The organism is Neobacillus kokaensis (genome assembly GCF_014656545.1).
GTDB lineage: Bacteria > Bacillota > Bacilli > Bacillales > Cytobacillaceae > Neobacillus > Neobacillus kokaensis.
Map to the genome: position 1 here is coordinate 34,242 of NZ_BNDS01000013.1, position 15,221 is coordinate 49,462.

Sequence of the window (15,221 nt, forward strand, 5' to 3'; positions counted from 1 at the left end):
TACGGAATGGGGTGTTATTTGTGTTGTCCATAATTTAATGAAGTGGGAATCAATAACTAAAAATCAGTTAAAGGCAGCAGAAGAATAAGGGGAAAATAAGGGAGGATTTCCCCTGGGGGGAGTAAATCTTTAAAATTTAAAAATAAAATGGATGAAAAAGGAAACTGACTCAAAAGAGTCGTTATTCAACGACCTTTTGAGTCAGCCTCTTAGGCTTTTTGTAATGTTTCTGCTAAAATCCGTGCACCTAGATCGAGAGCTGAGCGGTCAAAGCTCATTTTGGGGTGGTGTAATCCAGGCTTAAGGTCTGCCCCTACGCCTATCATGGCCGCTTTTAGCTCTGGTTTTTTTACTGTATAGAAGTGGAAATCATCGGCACCGGAGGTAATAACCGGCGGAGCCAGGACTTCATCGCCCGCTGCAGCTCGGATGGCTTCTCTTGCAATTGCCTCAGCTTCAGTGGAAACCTCTGCCCCTGGTACAAAATCATACCAATCCCACTTGATTTCGATGCCATAAAGTGTGCTTATTCCGCCAAGTCCTTCATCTATTTTGGATTGCAGCTGACGTAAGACATCATTTTTCTGTGCCCGAACATCAATGGCAAACTCTGCCGTCCCCGGAATGATATTCACACTCCCTCCGCCAGCGACAATTTTTGTCAGTTTTGCGGAATAGGATTCGAATGGTGAAAAATAAAGTGATTTTATGAACTGATGGATTGCTGCAACAGCATCAATGGCATTTTTACCTTGGTGAGGTCTTGCGCCGTGGGCGTCCGTTCCAATTATTTTCCCCTCCAGGAAGACACCGGCTCCATGATGAATTGAAGGAGTCACCTTTCCTAACGGCAGCTCCTCTGCTGGACGAAGGTGAACTCCAAATAGATGTGAGACATTTTCTAATGCGCCGCGCTCAATCATGGCAAGTGATCCATTTCCCTTTTCTTCAGCAGGCTGAAAGATAAAGCGAATTTTTTTGTTAAGCGATTTGTCCTTAAGATACAAAAGAGCCCCAAGAACCATAGAAATATTGGCATCATGCCCGCAAGAGTGATTTCCCTGCCAGACGCCATCCACTTCCTGCCATAATGCATCGATATCGGCCCGGACAGCAATCACTTCCTCACCCTCCCCGATTTCTGCCAGTAAACCGGTAACATCATCAAACCTTCTATATGTAACGCCCAGCTCATCCAAAATAGCGGCAATCTTCTCAGTCGTCTTAAACTCCTTCCAGCTCACCTCAGGATTCGCATGAAAATGATCAAACCAAGTCAAAATCTGATCTTCAAAATTCTCTTTCACTAAAATACACTCCTCTTTTTGGTGTCAGGCACCTTACTTAAATCTCCAGTAGCCTTCCTGCATTTTAAACAGCTGCTCCTGCTTTGTTCCGTTCAACGTCACCAAGAATGGGGTTTCACCTTTTTCTTGTAAAACTGTTTGGGCAAAGCCATCTCCCATTGGTGTACAGAATACGAGTCCTGTTCCAGCAAGTTTTAAAGTTTTGCACCGTGCATTCAGTACTGGATCGATATACTCTTCCGAAATAGGCAAGTCCAATAGTTTTCCCCACCCTTGAAGGGTCTTCTCCAAGTCCCTCACAACGAAGACCACATTATCGAATGTTAGATTACCTGCTGGATGAGCCCCGATCAATCCTTGTTCTTCAAACTCTGCGTGTCTTTCTTCATCTGTTTTTTCCCATTGGATAAAGAACGGCAATGATAATTCGCTAGTATTACTTTCTGGAAACAGGAGCGACCATTTGATAACCTGACCATCTGCTCGAATCCTTTCTCCAGGAAGCGGACCATAGACTTTAAAGCCTTCGTGTTTGAACTTTTCAGCTAATTCCTCCAATTGATTGGTCCGAATCGCAATTTTCGCGGGACCCTCCTTGGTTTCATGAACCAGCTTTTCCACGATCTCCGTAACCAATCTGTTATCCTCTTGCTGCTCAGCAATTGAAGGGTTTTCCACGCCAAGGAATTCGATATAGCTTAACCCAAAGTATGTCAGCGAATTATATGTCCCCCAGTTTTCATGGCGCCCGCCATTAACGGCATGAATCCCTATATTTTTTAACGGAAGAATCGCGTTCTCCGGTTTGTTTGAAAAAATGACAAGGTGGTCAAATGCAAACTCCATCGTGATTCTCCTTTCATGAATGGCTGTATAAATTTTCAGATATATCCATTATAAAATAAATGAGCCCAAAACTTAATTTTTTTGGGCTCTTGGAAAAGTTATTTCAATTGTTATCCCTTTTCCAACACGGGTTTCGACCTTTATTTTTCCATGTTGTTTTTCTAATTATCAGACATCATCAAAAGACTGCAGCCATGCACATGATTTCCTTGTTTTTGTATAAGCTAATTTCGAAGGTTTTTACAGTTGTTTAATGGGAAGTGTAGTTTTATGCAGCATTTGAGTGGACTTATTGAGCATTATGGATACTTCGGTATAATTATGGCATTAATTGGCGGTATTGTAGGTCTTCCAATACCTGATGAAGTGCTTCTAACGTATGTTGGGTATAATGTTTATCAAGGAAAAATGCTCTATCTGCCAGCTCTCATGAGTGCGTTTTTTGGAGCATTCGGCGGTATCACCCTTAGCTATTTGTTAGGCATTAAATTAGGCCTGCCGTTTTTAAAGAAATTTGGTCCTAAATTTCACATGACAGAAGAACGGGTAGAACGAACGAGAAAATTATTTATGAAATTCGGTCCTTACCTCTTAATAATCGGATATTTTATACCGGGAGTTCGGCACGTTGTAGCCTATCTTTCTGGTATTAATGGCTATAAGTATAGAAGGTTTGCACTCTTCGCTTATTCGGGAGCGCTCATTTGGTGTTTTACTTTTATTACATTGGGAAGAACACTCGGTGAAAACTGGATGCATGTTGGTGCTTATCTTTCAAGGTACAGTACCTATGTTATTTTGCCGCTTATCGTCGTCTGCCTCCTCCTCTTTACTTATTGGAGAAAAACAAGAGTATTTGGTAAGTAATATTAGTTATAAGAAAAAGGCCCTTTCAACTTAGAAAAAGGGCCCTGTTTATTATCTTCAATATCCAAAATAAGCATACTGTCCACTGGAGACGTGCAAATGTCCACGAGCGGTGCCTAACACCATTATTACACCATTATCCCGTTCGTGTCAGGCACCTTTTTAGCTGTTTGCGTGCCCGGTAGAGTCTGGTTTTGACTGTTCCGGATTTTAAATTTAAAATGTTTGCGATTTCGGCTTCCTTTAATCCATATTGAATTTTCAAGATAAGAACTTGCTGTGATTCAACGGATAGGTTCTCTACCGTCCGGTCCACTTCCTCTTGAAAGAGACGGACACAGACTTCTTCTTCGATATTTTCGCCGTTCACAGCGTGCCCCGCCATTGGTTCTAATACAGTTGAATCCAGCAGGATACAGCCTTTTCGTTTTTCCAATCTTAAAAAGTCAATCGCCGTTCTCGCGGTAATCGCAGACAGCCAGGCTCCTATTTTCCCCGTATCATCCACTGAATCTATTTTTTTATAGGCCTTTAAAAATGCCTCTTGAACCACATCCTCCGCGTGGAAGCTGTCTTTAGTATATTGATAAGCAATATAGAGCATCCGCTGGGAATACATTGCATATAACTGATTGAAATCAAGCGCGCCCAGGTCGCCACCCCCTAGTAACCTCTTCTATCTAAAATGCCTCTTAACAAAATCCGGTGCATGCTCCTCATCGAAAGACATGATTTCGACATAATCACCAAATTTATAGTAAAATATCACCTTGTACTCTCCTCGGTCATATGCTGATGTTGCATCAAGCAGCTGCTCCATTTGCCGCTTCTCTTTAATATCTAAGGAATCCTTTTTGCTCTCAAGTTCCTCCTGAGAGATCTCTAAATCATTACTATTAGAGACATCACCCTTCACAACCAGCACATGCGATAAATCTTCGCCGGTTACTTTCACTCTATCAGTGAGTCCCTTCTCCTTCAGCCAGTTTGAAATATTTTGATACGTAGGTTTTATTTCAATTGAATGGATAGAATGATTATCACCTAAATAAATTTCCACGATTGAGCCGCGGTCCCGGAAATAAAGACTATCCTCATACGATTCAGCTAACACATCTTTCCGTAATGCTTCAAGGACCTCTTTCGTTTCTTCCGGATTAGACAATGTGACCGTCTTATTCATCGGCCCATTCGCCCGAATGTTAAGGCTCTTAATTTCACTGTCTTTTATTTTGAAAATTGGCTTTGTTGCCTGCTTATATTCCTTCGATTCATAGATTGATTTGAAAAAATCATCGTAAAGCCGTTCATTTACTTGATATTCGCGAGTCATAGAACTGCCGTTTTTCAACTCATATCGAACAAAATAATTGATTGTCTGTTCATTTTTCTTATGCTTCAATTTACGATCTGCGAGAATTTGCTGGTGCATCCTGCGGACTGCCGTTATATTCGCTTCTTCTTTCAACGGTTTCATCCTATAGTACTCCTCATCGGGTTCGGCATTATTCCATATCCAATATGGTTCATTTGTCAATTGAACACCTTGGATATCCGCAAGATCGGGAACTCGATTTTCATAGATTCCAAGCGCTTTTATTCCGATAACTAGGATAGCCACCACCGCAGCAAAGACAGCTAATCCCTTTAACCGAGCGAAAATCCGCCAAGTTTTTTGCAGCACCATTTCGGCAATAAAATAACCAAATACAGCACCAATCACGTACCCGAAGATGATCCACGAAATGTTATTGTTCGAAACACCTGAGAAATAGGTCCCGCCAACAAGCATCGTACAAAACGTGACACCATATTTAAAAATTAAGCGCAGTTTAGGGAACGCAATCGCTTCCGATGCCTGCTCCACATTTCTTTTTTTATAAAATAGAAGTGCCAGCAGGTAAAAGGCCACAGCTAAAATGAAATAAATAATAGCATCGCTCCATTGAAAAATCCTGCCGTTAAGACTTGTCGCATAAGTGATTGGTGACATTCTTTCCAGCTGCTGTTGAAGGAAAAACTCACTTGGAAAGCCATACAACAGTATCTTCAAGTTATAAAACAGCAAAAGCACAAAGCCAACTGGGAAAAATAAGAAAATATACGCCAGCACGGCATGTACTGCTGATATTCCCGTCATCATTGCAATCATGACACTGGCTGTATATAAAAGCAGTGTGATAACAATGGTAGTTCCCGCCCAATAAAATATATCTTCCAAACTGTATAGACTGCCAAGGTCTAACAGATTACGCAGGATTAGGATCATTAAGGTGATGACAGCAACAGGTACAGTTAAAAACATAATTCCTGTAATCGCATAATGATGAAAGATCTTTTCCCTTTTTAAAGGCAGGCTGTGCATCAGATCAGACGCCTGCTTTACATGAAGGAAGCGGAATAAGAATACCGCCAGAATCACAGGCACAATCACAAGCAGACCAAGCTGCAATTCAAAATTCACTTGAAAAAGGGTATAGCTTTCTCCCTTATAATAATCTGGAAGCCGATCTTCCGAGTACATCATCATCAACTGAATTGGCAGGATAAATAGCAGACCGAGGAAATATACAATCGAAATCCAGCCTGTGCTTCTTACGATTTGCATAATCATTTCCTTATTAAACCACGACATTTTTGATGGCATAGCCGATATCCCCCATTTCATAAATAAAGATTTCCTCAAGTGTGAGCGGGAGTAAATCAAAAATGACCGGATTAGTCTCACGAATTTGTTTAGCTAATGAATCCTCATTGCCCCTGACAATGAAAAGGCTGACGCTCCCTCTTTTCTCGGTATGTAGAGGGTTCAATTTTTTCAATAATTGCTTCGGTACATCATTGCGGTAGGCCACTTGTACCTTATGAATATCCGCCTTCAGCTCATCCAATTCTTTTTGCATGATGAGCGCACCTTTATGAATAATGCCGATATGGTCACAAATATCTTCAATTTCCCGCAGGTTATGCGATGAAATGAAAATGGTCATCTCCCTTTCCGCTACATCATTGATCAGCAGATTTTTTATCTTTTTTCGTACTACTGGATCAAGGCCGTCCATCGGCTCATCTAGTATAAGAATTTCCGGGTTAGCGGACAAAGCCAGGATAAAGGCAATTTGCCGCTGCCATCCTTTAGAAAAGGTTTGAATTTTTTTCTGTAAATTCACTTCAAATAACTCCACAAGCATTTCGAAACGTTCTTCGCTCCAGTTTGAGTAACAGTTCTTATAAAATCGGGCCATCTGCTTTGTTGTATAGTGGGAGAAAACATATGGGTGATCTGGTATATAAAAGATTTTTTGCTTCAAGCCAATATTTTCGTAAACCGGGGTCCCATCAATCATGACATCACCATTGTCCTGCCGGTAAATCCCTGCCAGCAGCTTGATTAATGTGGTTTTCCCTGCCCCATTTGAACCAATCAGGCCGTAAATTGAGCCTTTTTGAATCGATAGATTAACGTTTTCCAGCGCTTGAAACCGGTCAAAACGTTTGCTCACTTGTTTCATTTCAATCATTCCGTTCCCCTCCCCCTTTTACACCATCTAGCTTTTGGATTAATTGAATCAGTTCATCCGGCGGTATTCCGAGAAAGAGCGCCTCCAAGATTAGTTTTTCAAGCTCCTGTTTGACCGTTTTAATTTTTTCTAAATCTTTAATCTTATGGTTTGGATTGACGAAGCTTCCTTTCCCTTTAACCGAGTAGATAAACCCTTGGTTCTCGAGCTCGCGATAAGCTTTTTGAATGGTATTTGGATTGATGGTAAGCTCCGTAGCCAGGGTACGGACGGACGGCACCTGTTCATCAGGCTTCAGCATCTCATTCATAATTAGCTCCTTCATCTTGTCAACCAATTGTTCATAAATCGGCTTTCGGCTCCTCATGTCCAGTTCAAACATAATGGGGGCCCCCAATCTGTATTAAGTGTACTATGATTCGTAGTACAGTATTATTATATTCCAACCGTTTCCAAAAGAAAAGAGGTATTTTAAAAAAAAGGCTGTGTTAAACTTGGCTGTTTGATTTACGCTACAGGGGCTTTGCTTTCCGCGGGCGTTCCGCTTCAATCAACAGAGTTAAAAAATCAATAATGATCTTTTACACAGCCTAAAAAAATAAGGCACATCCCTAAATATGGAATCTGCCTCGTTTTTTATATTAAACTATCAATGGATGTCAGGCACCCAAGCCTTTGCCTTTTTAATAAACACAAACGCGAAGATCCCGATAATCGCCACATACACTTCGACAATCCACAAATTTGTTAGGTGGCCTGTTTGAAAGAAAACAAGTGGAAAGTCAATTGCGGCATGAATGAGAATGGCATAAAAAACATAAGAAAACTTCTTTTTTATCACAGCTGTTAATACTAATAAACTAAAGGCAATTTGCATAAAAACGGCGAAGAACCGTTCCACACATGCTAACAGATAAAAGGATATTCCTTGGTTTAACACGGTTTCCTTAATAGCTGCCATTTGCTCAGCGGGCATTTGACCAGCTAAACTTTTCTCAAAAGTTCCAGCATTAATCATAGTGGCGAAAAGGATATTTGGGACGATAATCATAAGCATTAACACGATCGCTTCAATCCCTCCCCAGCCAATGCCAAAGGAGATTCCGCCTTTATAATCATGATATTTCTTTAGCAGCCAAGTGAATAAGAGAAACCTGCCTAACTCCTCAAATACTCCAGCAGCCAGCCCTCCATATAGACCAAACCACCAAGGGTGATCGGCATAGTTCGGAAAGCTGGTAACGACAATAACATGCAATATCTTTTCTAACACTTGTGTAAAAACAATAAAGCCAACGCTTCCAATGATTAATGGCTTTAAGGCGACACCGGTTCTCTTTCTATAAAATAAAACTAACCCCGCAAATAAAACAAATGAAAAAATAATTGGAACAAACATTGAAATGATTGTGGCCGTACTAATCATGGTAATCTCCCCTTGTATTATTTATATCTCTTTTGATTATTATCATTATCAATAATGATAATAATACATCTTTAAGCTCCCGTCAATTACTTTTTTGGTATTTTTTTCAACTTGGTGTCAGGCACCACAAAAAGACAAATAGACGCAAGAGATTATCTTCAGCAACAGGGTACGATAACAGAATCGGTTACCCGGCAGATTGTTTTTATGAAACGGAAAATGAAACGATTAGGTTTTACCAATTTGGATATATGCGTCACTCGTCATATTTTTATTGATAAACAGCGGGTGTTGAAAACCGTCGATCATGCAAATGTATATAAACAGAAACCCATACCGGTACGGTTGTTAAATACAGTATCCGAACTTGGATTAATGGACCTCTTTTTGCAGCAGGTCCGAGACATGGACCAGGAATTCTATTCCGAATGGAAGAACTATGTCCATGCCCGGCGGAGCAAAAATGAAGATTGATTGCAGCAAATAAGGCTGCGCAGTTTTACGTAAGCAAAGGGACAGTTCTTGTGCTTTTTTTCTAGGAAGGACAAGAACTGCCCCTTGTTTTTTGAATTCACAGGGTCTACAGTTTTGACCTCCTTGTCATCGATTACTAAAAATAAGCCAATGACTCAAATTTTTACACTTAGTGTATTCCTCATCACCTCATATTTAACGAGTGAATATGATAAAAGCATCTATCCCGGATTAGTGATCGGAGGAGTATCTTTTTATGGATAACCCTTTACATTCAACTGGATCGGCAAAAATGCCATATTTAGACGGATCGGAGTCAAAAGCATTAAACCGACCCTCAGCACTTGATTTTGCGAAGAATATGTTAGAATACGATATCATTTCGATTGATGTGTTTGACACATTATTACTAAGACCGTTTTCAGAGCCTCACCATTTATTCATGATTATTGGAGAAAAACTTAACTGTACAAATTTTATGTCTATCCGGATGAAAGCGGAAAAGGAAGCACGTTATCAAGCGGAAATAAGAAAAGGAAACAAGGAAGTAACACTTTACGATATATATGAACTTATTGAGTTACAAACAGGAATTGATAAACGATATGGTGTACAGGTAGAGTTCCAGACAGAATTAGAATTTTGCTTCGCTAATCCATATATGAAGGATGTTTTTGAATTACTTAAATCGCAAGACAAGAAAATGATTGCGATTTCAGATAGTTATTTAACAAAGTCGATGGTTGTAAAATTGTTGGAGAATGCAGGTTTCAGTGGATTTTTAGATGTCTTTGTTTCAAGTGAAAACAACGGCAGTAAACAAGATCAACAATTATTCAAAATAGCTTTACAAAAATTAGGCAAGGATATCAGGTTGGTCCACGTAGGTGAAAATATCGAGTCGGATATAAAAAATGCCCAAGAACTTGGAATCGCAACACGCTATTACAATAATGTTCACGAAACAGGAAACCAATTCCGTTCAGACGGCATGTCCGAGTTAATCGGCTCCACATACAGCGGAATTGTCAATACGCATTTGCATAATGGCAGCAAACAGTACACCCCCCATTATGAATATGGTTTTATTTATGGAGGGTTATATATATTGGGCTACTGCCAATGGATTTATGATTATGCAAAGCAAAATAATATAGATAAAGTGTTATTTCTTTCAAGAGATGGAGATATTTATCGCAAAGTATTTAATTTTCTTTATACAGATATCGATCATGAGTATGTTTACTGGTCCCGCATTGCCAATATAAAATATACAATCGAAAAAAATCGTTATGACTTTTTAAAACGAATGGTAAAACATAAAGCAAATGGTGTATTAGCCATTACAATAAAAGGACTCTTAGAATCTTTGGAATTAGATGACATGGTTGACCTGCTGCCTCTTTACCAGCTTAAACAAAATGATTTGATTCATAAAGGCAATGTAAAAATCATTCAAACCTTTTTTGTGGAAAACTGGGACCAAGTCGTAAAGAAACTTTCTGAAGACAACGAGCTTGTAAAGGGGTATTTTTTAAGCATCCTTGGGGGAAGTAAGAAAGTCGCTGTAGTGGATGTTGGCTGGGTTGGATCAGGAGGTTCGGGAATTAAATATTTAATCGAAGAAAAGTGGAAATTAAATTGCGAAGTTCATAGTTTAGTTGCTGGCTGCAGACACTCCAACCATACCGGTAATCTTACCCAAATTATGAAAAAGGACATAGCAGCTTATATTTTTTCTAGAATGTATAACAGAAATTTATATGATATTCATTCAAGTAAGAAACATATTAATGTCTTTTTTGAGCTATTTACTCAAGCATGCTATCCTTCATTCTCAGGCTTTAAGAAAACCGATGACAGTTTTAAATTCCTATTTGATGTTCCGGAAGTGGAAAACTATAAAATCATCAAGCAAATTCATCAAGGTATTTTTGATTTTGTCAGATTATATAAAAACGCTTTTTCAAATTATGAATATCTCTTTAATATTTCGGGATACGATGCGTACTTGCCTTTTAAAATGATTATAAAAGATCTTCGATTTATAAAGAATTATTTTGGCAGCCTGCGTTTTTCAAGGGGAGTCATTGCAGATACAGAAAATCAAACCTTCGAAACCTTGAATGAAATAATGGACCAGGCTGAGCTTTGCCATCAAAATCACTTAAACGAAAATTCATCTATTGAAAATTCCGCTCATTTTTCAAATGACATTGACTATTCGATGACATACCATTATGAGTATGCACTTAAAATAATCCATGATTTATTTAGTCCCCCTGCTATTTATGAAATGAACACAGATAAACTTCTTCTGGAAAACCTATTAAACATTTTCGAAAATCGAATAAACCTGAGCGTGAATAGCATCAAAAATTTACGGCAGATTCCCGGTAAAAGTGTGGTGCTCATTGATGATTTTAACCACGGCGCATTGCCAGAACCCAAAGAGATGATAAATTTTTTAAAATCAGCAGATAAAGAGTCTGTCATCATCTTTTTGAACTCCAATAAGGAATATCTTTTCTATAATTACCCTGACAAAGAAATATTAGAATTTATCGTGCCAGTTGAGATACTTCGTTACAATGCTGCTGATGAGACTCAGCAAGACTCAAAGACTATTTTTCTTTATTCAAAAAGGAAGGATCGAAGGAATATGGTTAATCAACAATCATTTGAAAAAACACTTGACGGTTCAAATGAAAAGATAATAGTAAAGAAAATGTCAGAAGAGCAGCTAAGGATAAAAGTTTTAGAAGGGATTTTAGAGGCAACCGAAAAACGATTAGAGCATTATATTAAGTTGGAATCGGAGCTGAGAACAAAGTTAAATATGAAGATGACGGAGTGAAATAAATGTGTTCCTAAAAATAAACGAAGCCAGTTCGCTTATATTTAATAAGACAACTGGCTTCATTTATTACTGACCTTATTTAAAAACTGCTGTTCCGAATCACCAATTTAGTGGCTATACATATTTTTTTAGCGGTATTTCTACCTTCCATTCTTTCCAAAAGTGTATCAACCGCAGTACCCCCCATAAGCTCGGTGTAAACCTTTACCGTGCTTAAGGACGGAAAAACATACTTCGAAACACTTACATCATTGACCCCAATGATGTTTACTCGTTCAGGTACAGGAATTCCTGCTTCCAGAAGCGCCCTTAGCGCACCGATGGCCAATGAGTCATTACCAGCAAAAAAGGCCGTTGGCAGATTGTCCCCACACGTTTGAATTGCTTGTTTCATAAGGGAGTAACCATCATCAACTGAAAAGGTTCCGGTAAACATAAACGCTTCGCCTAATAGTTCTTTTTCAGCCAAATAGCGTTTAAATGTCCGTTCCCTTTGGTCTTCAATCATAGAGGTTTGATCTTTAAAAAGCTCTCTTCCACCAATATAGCCAATTCGTTCGTGCCCTTTTTCTAAAAAATATTGAAGGACTTTTTCGGTCGCTCTTTCAAAGTCAATCACCACGGAATCAAACCGTTCCTCATCAGGTGATGAATCGACGAAAACAATGTTTTTACTGACCGAACGGAGTTCCTTTACTTGCTTAGTGCTAAATTTGCCAATCGCAATCAACCCTTGAATATCTTCCTGTTTTAATGCTTCATAATTATCTTGAAAACAGCGGATAACTTGAATTCCTTGCTCCTGGCAGCGGTTTTCCACCCCAAGGCGAATGGACATGTAGTATAGATCGTCGAGCTCTTCCTTTTCAGAATACCAATGTACAAGGCCAATTTTTCCGGTTTCAATTTTACGAGGCGCTGACTTCTTCTTATAGTCCAATGCCTCAGCCACTTCAAAAATTCTCTTTTTCGTCTCATCACTGACCGAAAGAGTCGTGTCGTAATTTAACACCCGAGATACGGTGGCAATTGATACTCCTGCTTTTTGTGCAATATCTTTAATCGTAGCCAAACTACCTTCTCCTCATTGCTTAACTAAGAAACGATAAGTCGTTTCCTGGTAATATTTTTCCTCTGGTTTAAGAACCACAGAAGGAAATTCCGGATGATGAATGGCATCAGGGAACCCCTGCGTTTCAAGGCACACACCTAAATAGTTTCTTGCTGGCACACCGTCAATGGAAAAAGGCCCTTCTAATTGATTGGATGTATAAAGGACTACACATGGCTGGTTAGTTGTAACCTCAAGCGAGCGGCCGCTTTCTTCATCACTTAAAAGAATGGTATTCTCCCCCTCTTGTGAAAAAACAATCGGGTGATCATATCCATTTCCAGCAAGGATATTTTGTGGGTGGGTCGATTGAATCCCATCCTCAATTTTTCTGCCTTCACGAAAATCAAATGACGTTCCCTCTGCATGAAGAAGTTTTCCTGTTGGAATCAGATCTGGACCAAGCTCTATAAAGCGATCATTATCAAGTTTCAGCGTGTGATCAGAACAGTCTCTTTTGCTGTTTCCGCTCAAGTTAAAATAAGAATGGTTCGTTAAGTTAACCGGCGTTTTTTGATCAGTCTTTGCCTCATACGTTATCTTTAATTCATTATCATTGTTTAATAGGTACGTAACCGTTGTTTCCAAGTTACCTGGGTAACCTTCCTCACCATCTGGGCTATGATAAAAAAACTTTACCCCAACTGATTGGTTATCTTTAAATAGTTCAGTTTGCCAGATCACTGAATTAAATCCCTTCCTGCCACCGTGAAGATGGTTGGGCGCTTCATTGGCTGCCAATGTAAACTCTTTCCCATCCAGTTCAAACCTTGAACCTTGAATTCTCCCTGCCACGCGGCCGACAATAGCCCCAAAATACGGGGACCACTCTAAATAATCTTCTAAGCTGTCAAATCCAAGTACAACATTTTCAACCTTCCCGTGACGGTCAGGTACCATCATTTTGGTAATAACACAGCCAAAATTTAAGCAAGAAACAGTCATGCCTAAATCATTGGCAAGGGTATATTCAATAACGGTTTGTCCATCATACTGGCCAAAATCCTTTTCAGTAATATTCATTCTCTACACTCCAATATTGAAGAAAGCTAGTTTGATTTCTTTTCATCCGTTCTCTTTTTATTCTACATGATTTAGGGTCAATTCTACATAGATGAAAGCTTTTTCTACAAAAATTGGTTCTTTTTTGGAAAGCCAAGACTTTTTCTACATAATTTAAGACCTTTTCAACATAAATTACTACTTTTTCTACGTAATTTGAGATCTTTTCAACATAAATTACTACTTTTTCTACGTAATTTGAGATCTTTTCTACAAAAACTGGAAATAAATCACAGTTAAACTTAGTTACAACGTCCTAATAAACCGTTCAAATCCAGCTCTGCCTTCTTCATCCCGCTTGAACACACCTGCGTCCTCTAATACTCGTAAAAATTTCTTTCCTACCTCTTCCCGAACAATCGCAGCAATATTCTCTTCGTTGGCAGCTGTCCCATATTGGCTCTTCAGCTCTTCCGCCCAATCAAGATGGTATGCAGCCATTGCTGTCTCCCGGCCAAGAATATAGTTTTCCACTTCCACCAGTTCATTTTTTAGGCGCGCCGGTAAAACCGCCAGACCCATTACCTCAATCAGACCAATGTTCTCCTTCTTAATATGGTGAACATCTGCATGTGGATGAAAAATCCCAAGCGGGTGATCCTCACTTGTCCGATTATTGCGTAACACTAAATCTAATTCAAACACGTCTCCCCTTTTTCGGGCAATCGGGGTAATCGTATTATGTGGGGTTTCTTCTGTCCAAGCATAAATCCCAACTATCTCATCACTATAGGCTTTCCATTTTTGCAAAATATGTGTCCCTGCTTCCACAAGTGCAACGGTTTCCTTCGAACGAAGCCGGATTACAGACATCGGCCATTTCACTACTGAACCCTGCACCTCCGGAAAATCAGCTATTTTAAACGTCCAGTCATCCTCCGCCTTTGCCATCGCAAATTCATAGTTCCCGCCCTGGTAATGATCATGCGATAAAATCGAACCACCGACTATCGGCAGGTCCGCATTTGAGCCGAGAAAATAATGCGGAAATTGCTCCACAAACGATAACAGCCTGCGGAACGAATCTGGACTGATTTTCATATCCGTATGCTTCTCTGATAATACGATACAATGCTCGTTATAGTATACATATGGTGAATATTGCAAATACCAGGTTTGGTCTTGCAGATTAACGCGAATCATCCGGTGATTAGAACGTGCCGGATGACCGATTCTCCCGGCATAGCCTTCATTCTCCACACAGAGCAGGCATTTCGGATAAGCCGTCTGCTTCGCTTCCCGTTCACGTGCAATACTTTTTGGATCCTTTTCCGGCTTTGATAAATTAATTGTAATATCGAGTTCACCGTACTCTGTAGGAACCTTATACTCGATATTATTGCGGATCCGTTTCATTTGAATGTAATTGCTATCTTTACTTAGCTTATAAAAATACTCTGTTGCCGCTTCCGGACTTTGCTGATATTTTTCAAAAAACAACCGATTGACTGTTGACGGGCGGGCAATAAGGCAATTCATGATTTTGCTGGCGAAGATTTCTTTTTCATCGAAAATGTCTTCGATGATACCCTGTCTGCAGGCAAATTCAACAATTCCCTCTAGTATATCCGGAATCTCCTCACGATTAGCCTCAGCCAGGAGCTCCAGTTCTTTAAAATCCGCTGTATGCAGCAGTGATAACATTTGATTCCGCGCGTAGACTTCATCTTCTTTCTCTATCAATGCTGCTGCAATGGCCTGGTCAATCAGCTGCTGGATTAATAAATCAATCATTAGTGTCACCCTT

At 39.6% G+C, this 15,221-nt stretch carries 13 protein-coding genes; 3 read left to right on the forward strand and 10 right to left on the reverse strand.

Annotation, left to right across the window (positions count from 1 at the left end; translation table 11 throughout):
- Nucleotides 1-209 precede the first annotated feature (209 nt).
- Both IE222_RS15350 and IE222_RS15355 read right to left on the reverse strand, forming a co-directional pair.
- On the reverse strand, nt 210-1,307 hold the full coding sequence (locus IE222_RS15350; protein ID WP_191274280.1) for an amidohydrolase: 1,098 nt from the start codon (nt 1,305-1,307) through the stop codon (nt 210-212).
- A gap of 33 nt (nt 1,308-1,340) precedes the next feature.
- Nucleotides 1,341-2,153 (reverse strand): VOC family protein, encoded by an 813-nt coding sequence (locus tag IE222_RS15355; protein ID WP_191274281.1) that lies wholly within the window; start codon nt 2,151-2,153, stop codon nt 1,341-1,343.
- Between the two features lie 270 nt (nt 2,154-2,423).
- On the opposite strand from IE222_RS15355, the gene IE222_RS15360 reads away from it, so the two are divergent.
- Nucleotides 2,424-3,020: a DedA family protein gene (locus IE222_RS15360; RefSeq protein ID WP_191274283.1), complete on the forward strand. Its 597-nt coding sequence runs from the start codon at nt 2,424-2,426 to the stop codon at nt 3,018-3,020.
- Between the two features lie 136 nt (nt 3,021-3,156).
- Here IE222_RS15360 and IE222_RS15365 read toward each other — a convergent pair whose 3' ends face one another.
- The 5 genes from IE222_RS15365 to IE222_RS15385 all read right to left on the reverse strand — a co-directional run bounded on the left by IE222_RS15365 (nt 3,157) and on the right by IE222_RS15385 (nt 7,967).
- A complete protein-coding gene (locus IE222_RS15365) occupies nt 3,157-3,672 on the reverse strand; it encodes an RNA polymerase sigma factor (protein WP_223282736.1) in 516 nt (171 codons plus the stop codon).
- 24 nt (nt 3,673-3,696) lie between these two features.
- Nucleotides 3,697-5,667 carry a DUF6449 domain-containing protein gene (locus IE222_RS15370; RefSeq protein ID WP_191274287.1) on the reverse strand — a complete coding sequence of 657 codons (1,971 nt, stop codon included), beginning with the start codon at nt 5,665-5,667 and terminating at the stop codon, nt 3,697-3,699.
- The gene (locus IE222_RS15375) at nt 5,642-6,541 is read right to left on the reverse strand and encodes an ABC transporter ATP-binding protein (RefSeq protein WP_191274289.1); all 900 of its coding nucleotides are present in this window, start codon (nt 6,539-6,541) and stop codon (nt 5,642-5,644) included. Before IE222_RS15375 ends, IE222_RS15370 begins: the two co-directional genes overlap by 26 nt.
- Nucleotides 6,534-6,923, reverse strand: a complete 390-nt coding sequence (locus IE222_RS15380; protein ID WP_191274290.1) for a GntR family transcriptional regulator — start codon at nt 6,921-6,923, stop codon at nt 6,534-6,536. Before IE222_RS15380 ends, IE222_RS15375 begins: the two co-directional genes overlap by 8 nt.
- Nucleotides 6,924-7,190: 267 nt before the next feature.
- Nucleotides 7,191-7,967 (reverse strand): YhfC family intramembrane metalloprotease, encoded by a 777-nt coding sequence (locus IE222_RS15385; protein WP_191274291.1) that lies wholly within the window; start codon nt 7,965-7,967, stop codon nt 7,191-7,193.
- 207 nt (nt 7,968-8,174) lie between these two features.
- Between IE222_RS15385 and IE222_RS15390 the strand changes: the two genes are divergently transcribed.
- Together IE222_RS15390 and IE222_RS15395 are read left to right on the forward strand one after the other, a co-directional pair.
- Nucleotides 8,175-8,441, forward strand: coding sequence for a hypothetical protein (locus IE222_RS15390; RefSeq protein WP_191274292.1), 267 nt, complete (start codon nt 8,175-8,177; stop codon nt 8,439-8,441).
- A gap of 256 nt (nt 8,442-8,697) precedes the next feature.
- Nucleotides 8,698-11,298 carry an HAD family hydrolase gene (locus IE222_RS15395; RefSeq protein ID WP_191274293.1) on the forward strand — a complete coding sequence of 867 codons (2,601 nt, stop codon included), beginning with the start codon at nt 8,698-8,700 and terminating at the stop codon, nt 11,296-11,298.
- An 82-nt stretch (nt 11,299-11,380) separates the two neighbouring features.
- Here the strand turns inward: IE222_RS15395 and IE222_RS15400 are convergent, their stop codons facing one another.
- The 3 genes from IE222_RS15400 to galT all read right to left on the reverse strand — a co-directional run bounded on the left by IE222_RS15400 (nt 11,381) and on the right by galT (nt 15,208).
- Nucleotides 11,381-12,373, reverse strand: a complete 993-nt coding sequence (locus IE222_RS15400; RefSeq protein WP_191274294.1) for a LacI family DNA-binding transcriptional regulator — start codon at nt 12,371-12,373, stop codon at nt 11,381-11,383.
- Nucleotides 12,374-12,385: 12 nt separating this feature from the next.
- On the reverse strand, nt 12,386-13,435 hold the full coding sequence (locus IE222_RS15405; protein ID WP_191274295.1) for an aldose epimerase family protein: 1,050 nt from the start codon (nt 13,433-13,435) through the stop codon (nt 12,386-12,388).
- 285 nt (nt 13,436-13,720) lie between these two features.
- Entirely contained in the window at nt 13,721-15,208 is a 1,488-nt protein-coding gene (gene galT, locus IE222_RS15410; protein ID WP_191274296.1) for a UDP-glucose--hexose-1-phosphate uridylyltransferase, read from the reverse strand.
- Nucleotides 15,209-15,221: the final 13 nt, after the last annotated feature.

What these genes read in the sequence shown, in the direction of transcription:
- IE222_RS15370 (WP_191274287.1), bottom strand. Translation starts at nt 5,667, where the DNA reads ATGCCATCAAAAATGTCGTGGTTTAATAAGGAAATGATTATGCAAATC.
- IE222_RS15360 (WP_191274283.1), top strand. Translation starts at nt 2,424, where the DNA reads ATGCAGCATTTGAGTGGACTTATTGAGCATTATGGATACTTCGGTATA.
- galT (WP_191274296.1), bottom strand. Translation starts at nt 15,208, where the DNA reads ATGATTGATTTATTAATCCAGCAGCTGATTGACCAGGCCATTGCAGCA.
- IE222_RS15385 (WP_191274291.1), bottom strand. Translation starts at nt 7,967, where the DNA reads ATGATTAGTACGGCCACAATCATTTCAATGTTTGTTCCAATTATTTTT.
- IE222_RS15380 (WP_191274290.1), bottom strand. Translation starts at nt 6,923, where the DNA reads ATGTTTGAACTGGACATGAGGAGCCGAAAGCCGATTTATGAACAATTG.
- IE222_RS15395 (WP_191274293.1), top strand. Translation starts at nt 8,698, where the DNA reads ATGGATAACCCTTTACATTCAACTGGATCGGCAAAAATGCCATATTTA.
- IE222_RS15355 (WP_191274281.1), bottom strand. Translation starts at nt 2,153, where the DNA reads ATGGAGTTTGCATTTGACCACCTTGTCATTTTTTCAAACAAACCGGAG.
- IE222_RS15405 (WP_191274295.1), bottom strand. Translation starts at nt 13,435, where the DNA reads ATGAATATTACTGAAAAGGATTTTGGCCAGTATGATGGACAAACCGTT.
- IE222_RS15390 (WP_191274292.1), top strand. Translation starts at nt 8,175, where the DNA reads ATGAAACGGAAAATGAAACGATTAGGTTTTACCAATTTGGATATATGC.
- IE222_RS15375 (WP_191274289.1), bottom strand. Translation starts at nt 6,541, where the DNA reads ATGATTGAAATGAAACAAGTGAGCAAACGTTTTGACCGGTTTCAAGCG.